7 protein-coding genes and 2 pseudogenes are annotated in these 8277 nt (G+C 38.4%); 1 reads left to right on the top strand and 8 read right to left on the bottom strand.

The features are described from left to right. Positions 1–692 precede the first annotated feature (692 nt). From L1D51_RS19430 to L1D51_RS19400, 7 genes and pseudogenes are all read right to left on the bottom strand, one after another. Entirely contained in the window at positions 693–1127 is a 435-nt protein-coding gene (locus L1D51_RS19430) for a hypothetical protein (RefSeq protein WP_138534002.1), read from the bottom strand. Between the two features lie 3 nt (positions 1128–1130). Continuing rightward, on the bottom strand, positions 1131–2519 hold the full coding sequence (locus L1D51_RS19425; RefSeq protein ID WP_239964555.1) for a TraB/VirB10 family protein: 1389 nt from the start codon (positions 2517–2519) through the stop codon (positions 1131–1133). An 11-nt stretch (positions 2520–2530) separates the two neighbouring features. Then, on the bottom strand, positions 2531–3664 hold the full coding sequence (locus L1D51_RS19420) for a TraK domain-containing protein (protein ID WP_239964554.1): 1134 nt from the start codon (positions 3662–3664) through the stop codon (positions 2531–2533). Continuing rightward, on the bottom strand, positions 3665–4375 hold the full coding sequence (locus L1D51_RS19415) for a type IV conjugative transfer system protein TraE (protein WP_239964553.1): 711 nt from the start codon (positions 4373–4375) through the stop codon (positions 3665–3667). Positions 4376–4384: 9 nt separating this feature from the next. Then, the gene (locus L1D51_RS19410; RefSeq protein ID WP_036973922.1) at positions 4385–4681 is read right to left on the bottom strand and encodes a type IV conjugative transfer system protein TraL; all 297 of its coding nucleotides are present in this window, start codon (positions 4679–4681) and stop codon (positions 4385–4387) included. Between the two features lie 3 nt (positions 4682–4684). Next, positions 4685–5050, bottom strand: a complete 366-nt coding sequence (locus L1D51_RS19405; protein ID WP_239964552.1) for a hypothetical protein — start codon at positions 5048–5050, stop codon at positions 4685–4687. A gap of 242 nt (positions 5051–5292) precedes the next feature. Then, a pseudogene (locus tag L1D51_RS19400) lies at positions 5293–6252 on the bottom strand (IS630 family transposase). A gap of 124 nt (positions 6253–6376) precedes the next feature. On the opposite strand from L1D51_RS19400, the pseudogene L1D51_RS19395 reads away from it, so the two are divergent. Further along, positions 6377–6487: pseudogene (locus L1D51_RS19395) on the top strand (IS110 family transposase); the annotation flags it as partial. 1112 nt (positions 6488–7599) lie between these two features. On the opposite strand, the gene L1D51_RS19390 reads toward L1D51_RS19395, so the two are convergent. Beyond that, the gene (locus L1D51_RS19390; protein ID WP_239964551.1) at positions 7600–8253 is read right to left on the bottom strand and encodes a class I SAM-dependent methyltransferase; all 654 of its coding nucleotides are present in this window, start codon (positions 8251–8253) and stop codon (positions 7600–7602) included. Between the last annotated feature and the right edge of the window lie 24 nt (positions 8254–8277).

The raw sequence follows: 8277 nt of genomic DNA, 5'->3' as shown, positions 1-8277 counted from the left end.
GATGAATAGAAACCCTTTTTACATGAACAAACTTCCTTTTCAACTTCGCTCATAGGTGGTGGAAATAAGGCCTGTGAGTATTAATTGTATATTTGTGGAAAGATAGATGTTTTGAATCATGATGCTTGTAGTAAGAATTAAGTGCTGATTGAACAATAATGAAACGATCTGCGCTGTAGAGTTCTAAAATAAGATATTTAAAGCTCTCCAAAGCTTCTCGGGGTTCGTCTATTAGCATCTTGAAATCATCGAAATTAATCACCTCTTAATCTACAAGAACGCAGAGTTCAATAAAACCTTGCTGTGATTGTGCTAATAAATCCTCGTCAATTTCTTTAGTGAGATACCAAACATATCCATCTCTTAATGCGTTAGTTTTTATGCAAGCTTGCCTTCAATTGTTTTAGCTCTGTAGGTCGTCCGCCATGAAGTTTCCATATATCCGTGTTCTTGTTTATTAAGGACACTTTGGTGGCTGGCTCTTTCAACAAAACTATTAAACTCACTCATTAGTGAATCATAATTATTTTTAGAATTAATATTATATATCAGGAGAGAAAGCTATCGCGTTGTTTTTTTAATCGCTCTCGTGGTTAATAAACGCCTGATGTAAATCCAATGAATTTGATATCAAGAATAGGACATAGATCAAAAAAAACCGCCTACAAAATGAGGCGGTTTTTAGTTGGGATCTAATTTGTGTAATTCTTGGCGCTTTTAATTGTTTTATTGAATTCACTAAGGAGTGAGTCATAATCTATTTCAGTTTTAATATTGTACTTTTCACTAAGGTTATTTAGCTCGCTCATAGTAAGCGTAGCAGATGATGAGAAATTAGGCTTTGCAACTACATAACTTTCATCAATAAGCATTACCCCTTTGAGCTGATGGAGCTTAATATAACGCTCGATATAAGATGCCAGCTCTGCAGGTGTAGCCCCCTCTGATGTAATGCGCTTTGAAATTTCTTCTGGATTAAACGTTTGAACTTTCGCATAACCTGCAATTAAATCAGTTACTTCAATCATCGATTTTTCGCTTACTGCTTTTGTGTAAGATACACCAGCAAAAAATGCTAAGGCTGACATTATTAGGCTGATAAGAATCATTTTTATATAGTCATTCATTGTTTAATCACCTAATTTTAGTTTAGTGCCAGATAGCACAGCGAATGTAATTGAACGTCCCGGTGATATCTCAATTACTGGATGAATCTGTTCTGCTAAAGCGATGTAGTATTCAGCTAGTCTATCCATAGCATCAGCTGAGCCTTGGAACACACCAGCAGAAGCAACGGAGCCTAAGTCTACTGATTCCCATACCGCTCTATCACCACCAGACGTATTGATTGATGTAGTTCGTTGAGGTGCAACAGCTTTAGAAATGCCACTCATAAATCCAGCTGCCATAGAGCCTTCTAAGAGGTTGCCATTTTTGCTTACAAGTCTGCCGGCTATACCAAGTTTGCCATCAAAGTCAGAAACTGCATTCGCTTGAATCGCGCTTTCAACACTCTTACCGTCATTACGTACACATGTAATTGATTGTGCTCGGATATGCGCTCTTTCGCTTGATAAATCCCCGATTGCTTGGCCAATAACGTGACACTCGCGAATATCTAAAGTGAAATGGTTAGGTAAGATAGCTTCTTTTTTAACTCGGATTACAACCGGCATAGGAGAAGATTTGGCTGCAAGCTGTGTTGGAGCATCCAAACCAGTAAGTAAAACACCAGAGAAGAATGAGCCTGCAGGCAAATAAACAACGCCTTCGTTAGAATCAATTAGTCCACCTTCATTTGGATCGCTTTTCTTTTGGACCTCTTTTTCAGGTTTTAGACTTTGTTGTGTGATCAACAAATCTTTTTGCTGCTTTTCTTCAACAACACCCGAACTCTTAATACTTCGAACGCTGCGTTGGGTGATAGTTCTAATTACACGGCCTTCGATGTATGGTTTTGCAGTAACAAGCTGAGTAGGGGTTCTGTCAAAGACTCTCTCATCGTACTGTTGTGGTGCATCAACCATCGCTTGTTGCCCTTGCTCTGTACCAGAGTATGAAGTGTTGTAATTTGAGCGTGAGCCACCATTTGATTGTCTATTATGTTGGGTATTTGCATATGCTCTATCGCGCACTTCTAGTTGGCGCTCGTAATCTTTCAATTTTAGCGTCAGGTCATCAATGCTTTGCTGTTGTTGCTGAACCATCTCAAGTACACGCTCTTTTTCTGTATATACTTCACGCTCTTTTCTGCGAATTGAGTCTACAGACTTGTCATAGATTTCGTCGAATTCGTTTTTATCGATGTTAGCAATGCTTTCTGAATCAAATAGCCCGCGTACTTTACCCTTTCCATCAAGGCGATCTTCAGCTTGTCTAGCTGCAATTCTGTCCTGCAGACTGGTTTTATTATCACTAGAAGACATCGACTTATAACCAAAGAACGCAATAGGAATAATCACCAGTATTGCTGCAAACTTTCTAACTTTGGGATTTTCCCATTGTTTTTTAATGCTCATTTCCACCAGCCTTAGTTGATTACACGAGGACGTTTAGAGTTAGTGTTAACAATGCTTTCGCGCAATTTGGCTCGCAGGATATAAACTTCTGTTGCTTCGCCAGGTTGCAGTAGTGATTTGTTGTAAATGGCAACGGCCATAACATCACGTGACTCGCACATTTGTTCACGAATTGTATAGGGGCGTGTAGTTGTATTTTGGATTCTGACTACATCAACAACTTCTCTTGGACCGACAATTCGCTGTAGTACTTGCTGACTAATGGTTAAGCCGCAAGGTTGGTGCATCGCTTTTGATACATCATGAGAAAGTGAAAACCCTTGTGGTATTTCACCTTTACCAACAGGTTTTAGAATTTGCTTAATACGCGCTACTCGATCTGTTTCAACATTTGCAACGTGGCCTTCAGTTAAAGACGCTTCAGCTAATGTTTCTTGCTCTTTTATTTCCGCTCTGTGATTTGCGCCCTTGTACTGCATCGTTTTTGAAAGATTCACATCGACATTTACAACAACCGGCATCGCTTCCATTGGTACCAATGTAAGATTAATCATTGACTCTGGAACACCTTCTTCAAACAACATTAAAGCAACAGGCTTAAGTGAGTTTAAAGTGATGTATAAACGGCCATCTTCTAATTCAATGACTGATTCTTCGTCGTGGGTTCTAGCGGCAACCATCTTAAAGTTAGTTATGATTGGGTTCGTCAAGCCGACAGCTACAGGTATAGCGATATTAGCACCCGGTTCAAGGTTGCTAAGGTTTTGGGTTGGCTTGTATTTTGATTTAACGATATCTAGGAATGAGTACCCATTTCCTGAGCGAATTGACTGTGCAGTTTGTGGCTGCTGGTATTGGTTAAAGTCAGCTTCATTCATCATTCCGTTTGGTTTTATGTTATCGGCAATTTGATTGATTTCATCTTGAGGTGAGACTGTTTTCATTGCAGGCTCACTTCGACTATCTAATTTAATGCCGCTTTTAGCCGCTTCAAATATGGCTTGTTTTGTAACCAGAATAGGTTGTTCATTTACTACTTCTGTTGGTAGCTTGAATGTATTGCTTGGATTTTCAGTTGCATCATTAGCGAAGGTGAATGTACTAGACGCACAACCAATGGCTAAAAGTATTGATTTCATTTTCATCTAGTTGCTCTCCTGTTGTTCTTTCACTTTCAGATCTTTTGCAGCTTCTAGCACCCCTATCTCTAGTTCACTGTCATAGTAAGGTTGCGACTCTAAAGTTCCCGGTACAGCATCGCCACGCGCTTCCATCACTTGTTTTCGCTTTCTTGGGGTGCCCGGATATTGATCTAAGTGGGTGATTTTAGGTCTTCCATTTCTTGCGGTGATCTTAAATTCGTAGCTCCACTTCGTATCTGCTTTGGGTTCTCCACCAATGAAAGTAATTTTTTGGCCCCAAATGGTGATTAAATCAGTTTCAGGTTCATGAATTAGGTCGTCGGCAATAAAAACTTGTCGTATATCACGCATTTTTATCATTTCAGCTTGCTTATCTAGCATTGGCTCGATTTCAACTTGTAGTTGTGGAGATAACATTTTCATCATTATCTTTTTTACAAAATCGATGTTTTGCGAGTTAATGTTGCCTATTAGAGTAGATACGCTGTAGGCCCATGCTTGTTGGTAATTCTGGTTAGCTTTATCGCCTTGAATTGTAAGCTCACCAAAGTAATTCTGTTCTGGGATAACAACGACTTCACTGTCTTTGAAAAACAGTGTTAAAGCGCTTAGAGCAACTGTAATGGATAAAAATAGGTTAGCTACTCGGCTTATGTTGTTAGATGCAACCATCGATTTGAAGCTTCGAACTGAAGCGGATTTATCATCAAGCATTTTCTTGCCTTAGCGGTGGTATGTACGTTTAACTGGATCTGCAATTGATTTGCTTTGATTGGTTAAGATGAACCCATAAGACCAAAGCTTGTGTTTAACATAGGCTTTAGGGAATCGGCCTTTAACCTTTTGAGAGATATAAATGTATGCCATGGCTAGGCATACAAGGATAAAGGTCTGTTTTGTCACCATGCCAATCGCTACCGCGGCCATCAACGGTATTACTTGTTCTTTAGTAAATACAAACAAGATTAATAACGGTTGGTTGATGTGGGTCTTGCAGCGGTAGCGATTGGGCGTTTCCATGGTTTAAAGCACTCCAACTGAAGCAGTTAGGAAGTACTCAACAGCATCTTGTGCATTTGCAAATAGCAGTGCGATAAGGAATGCACCCACACAAGTAGCATAGTTCTGCTTCATAATGCCTTGGAAAGCAGCAAAGCCAAATGTGAAAATTGAAATGATGATGCCAGGTGCGCCGGTTAACCAGCCAACTACTTCATTGTAAACTCCGTATAGGAAGTCACCAGAAGTTGGGGCCGCAGCCATTACGCCTTGTGAAATTAATAGAGCTAAAGAGATTACCATCAGTGCGATGGTCGCTTTTTTAGCTGTAGACATTTTTTTAGTGATTGTTGGTGCTTCAACAACGTTTGATTGGTTGGTTAGTTCCATTTTTAAACCTCTTAAGAGTTAATGTTCAACGTTAAAGTCGAATTAATCTTAAACTCTTAAAAACAGCATAAAGCCGGATTTTTATTTAAATTTGAATAAAAATTGGGGAATTAGATATTTGGGTGATAATTAATTCAATGGCGCTCTGTGTATTCACTTTTGAGCACTTGCTAGTTAAAGCTATTCAGACTCATTAACTAGACAATTTGAGAGTATTAATACCATTCCGCATAAAGGTTAAATCAGTTTAATCCATTGAGATTGCACATTTTCTTCTCTCGATCTGGTATCGAAATAAAGTGATTCCATGCCTTTGAAACTTCATCGACAATTTTGTCATAGCCCGAAAACACTCTATTAGATAAACAATGTTGTCGTATCCAGCTCCATACTTGCTCTATTGGATTTAGCTCTGGTGAATAAGGTGGAAGCTTTATCAGCGTTAGATTTTTAAATTCTGCAGCTGTATCGTATGTGTGCCAGCCTGCGCCATCTATTATCACGACAGCATGCCTTCCAACAGGTGTCGCGTGTGATATCTGGCGCATATGCTGCGTCATCGCTTCTTTATTTAGAAATGGACTGACTAACGCTTCTGTTTGGCCTGTGGCTGGACATACCGCACTAAATAAGTATCCATAGTCAAATTGCTGTTGTTTTACAATCCGTGGCCGAGTGCCTGTTTCAGCCCAAATACGCGTAGTTGGATTTTGCTGTCCAATTCGCGATTCATCCTGAAACCATACGTCGATACGATCAAGAGGAAGGTGTCCCGGTGTGTGAAGGATTGTTTCCAGTTGGAAGTTTTTAAAAGCCTCTTAGCTCTGTAATGATTGCTTCGGGTGTTTAGAGTGGCTTGTGATCAAACTAAAGCCAAGTTGCTTTAGAATTTTATAGACATGATTTAAGTGGTAATGAACATCAAGCTCAATGTGAATGTAATGCACAATATCTTCACCGGTAAGGCGGCCGCCACGAAGTTCTGTGTTCGTGCGCTTTATAAATTCAGACAGTTGTTCAAGTTGCCGCTGTTGCAGCCTTGATGGACGTCCTTGAATAGGCTTATTGTCTAAACCATTCAGCCCATGCTCTAGGTAACTAGAAACCCATATATTAACACTACTTCGAGCTGTGTTTAAACGTTTTGCAATATCGGTTCTGCTATTACTCACATAAAATAATGACACTGCGAGCAATCGCATGCGCTTTCGTGCGTTTGGTTCTTTACGAGAAAGCGCTAAAGCTGTTCAGATATATTTGAGTTCAATGTTAATAACCAGTGATTTTATATAGCCTATATTAGATCAGATATTTAAGCGGAATGGTATGAGCAAAGCCAAAGCGCTATCTGTCCTTGCCCACAAGCTTGGGCGTTTTGTGTATTATATGTTGAAGAATAAGACGGTATTCAATGATGAAAGGTTTTTAATAAGCTAAGTCGCACAATGAGGTGGCATGAACAACCACGCATTATTTGTGTTTTAGTCAGCTAAAGCTGTGTTTGTTGGGTAAGTGTTGTAGATGTAACAAGCTATTTGGCCTTGATTAGACACTTCATTAGTGATGTGATGAATTTAATTGTTTGCACCTTAACTGAGCCTTTAACTAACTGGACACATGAGCCATATCTTTGAGTAGTGCCAGTTCAAGGTTAACCGATAAATGTCTAGTGGCCTTAAGCACTTGCCATATTAACTGGTTTAGGCAGCGATAAGCTCGCAATAATAGACCCTCAATATGTGTTTGCCGTAAACGATTTTTAACGGCTAACAGACATACCGAAGATATACAGATTCAAAAGATTATAAAGACAAAATAGCTGCTTAAAACAGCTAAAAAGAATCGTTATGTTTACTTGAGCCGAGAAGGTTCATATGTATTAGCATTATCTTGTTCGTTGCACGATAAAAACAGGTTCTTAGCTCTCTTAGGAAACTCATTTTTCTTGTAAAGTTTCATTATATCTCTTGCTGTAGCTTTATCGAGAGAAGAAAAATGACGATATAAAGTCGCGCCGTAGGTTTGAACCTCAACTTTTTTAGAATATTTAACCCTCCTCAACCGTCCTTATATTTGGGTTTGTGGGTAACACTTGCACCTTAAAATGACTTCATCCCCTTGAGGAATAACATCTGCGTATATACGATTATTTGTTGGTGTGTAATGAACAAAGCAGTCTCTATAATCCTTAAATCGATTTACCCATCGTCCTTTTGCTTTGCGCAAGGTATCAACTCAATCTAAACTCAGCATGATCAAGATGATATCTATAGAAACGAGGGTACTCTCTTGCAAGCCAGTAAAACTTTAATAACTCACCATCGTCGTCATTCTCATCAATCTCGTACCTTATTTTGTCTAGAGTCTTAACCAGTGCAGATGAGAAATTTGAGAACTCGGGTAAATTGGGTACTGAGAATTCTAAGACATACTTCTTGTGATGCTAACATATCTAGTAATATGCAATTATATTTAAAATAGACGACTCAAGACGAGAAACACCCAATAACCTGGGATGCCGAGTGTAGAAAATAGTGTTGGCGTATTTATTATATTTTTTTACCTGAAAACAACGCAACACATCCTATAACTTTTACTTTTACATCTGCAAAGTGTTCATTTAAAGATGCAACCAATGACTCTAAATCGTCGTTGTGATTACTAAATATTCCTTTTTTATTGTAAAAACCTATCAATTTTTTAGCGAAAAAGTTTGGTTTTGTGCCCTTACCTAAAATTGTACTACCAAACAATATACCATCATCATTTAGATGATCTCTTAAATGCTTAAACATAATGCCCTTATCAATTAGGTTTCCAGGCAGGCAATGAACTAAATAATTAATACTAATAGAGTCAAATTTATCGACATTTAACTCTAGAGGCTCAAGTACATCCTTACAATAAACTTCTGGTTCAAAATGGTTAATTGCTTTTGAAGTTACATCAAGACTATTTTGATTCAAATCTAGTAAAGCGATACGTTTTGTTGATTGAGGCAAATAATTCTTGAGGTAATAACCTGAGCCAACACCAACATCTAAATGGTTAGATGAAACTAACATTGAAAATTGCTCGCTAATAAATTTAGTAGGGCATTTCCAAAAATAGTTATTTGAGACTCTTAAAACCCAGAAATCGTATATTGAGAGCACTTTCTTCGAGTAAACAGATTGTCCAGCAAATGAGGAATCTTTATTCATTTTTAATTTCATTTAGTTGTAAAT

Source organism: Pseudoalteromonas shioyasakiensis, assembly GCF_022398475.1.
Taxonomy (GTDB): domain Bacteria; phylum Pseudomonadota; class Gammaproteobacteria; order Enterobacterales; family Alteromonadaceae; genus Pseudoalteromonas.
The sequence above is the reverse complement of the archived record's forward strand: the minus strand, read 5'-3'. Positions and strand labels throughout refer to the sequence as shown.

What these genes read in the sequence shown, in the direction of transcription:
- L1D51_RS19430 (WP_138534002.1), bottom strand. Translation starts at nt 1,127, where the DNA reads ATGAATGACTATATAAAAATGATTCTTATCAGCCTAATAATGTCAGCC.
- L1D51_RS19425 (WP_239964555.1), bottom strand. Translation starts at nt 2,519, where the DNA reads ATGAGCATTAAAAAACAATGGGAAAATCCCAAAGTTAGAAAGTTTGCA.
- L1D51_RS19420 (WP_239964554.1), bottom strand. Translation starts at nt 3,664, where the DNA reads ATGAAAATGAAATCAATACTTTTAGCCATTGGTTGTGCGTCTAGTACA.
- L1D51_RS19415 (WP_239964553.1), bottom strand. Translation starts at nt 4,375, where the DNA reads ATGCTTGATGATAAATCCGCTTCAGTTCGAAGCTTCAAATCGATGGTT.
- L1D51_RS19410 (WP_036973922.1), bottom strand. Translation starts at nt 4,681, where the DNA reads ATGGAAACGCCCAATCGCTACCGCTGCAAGACCCACATCAACCAACCG.
- L1D51_RS19405 (WP_239964552.1), bottom strand. Translation starts at nt 5,050, where the DNA reads ATGGAACTAACCAACCAATCAAACGTTGTTGAAGCACCAACAATCACT.
- L1D51_RS19390 (WP_239964551.1), bottom strand. Translation starts at nt 8,253, where the DNA reads ATGAATAAAGATTCCTCATTTGCTGGACAATCTGTTTACTCGAAGAAA.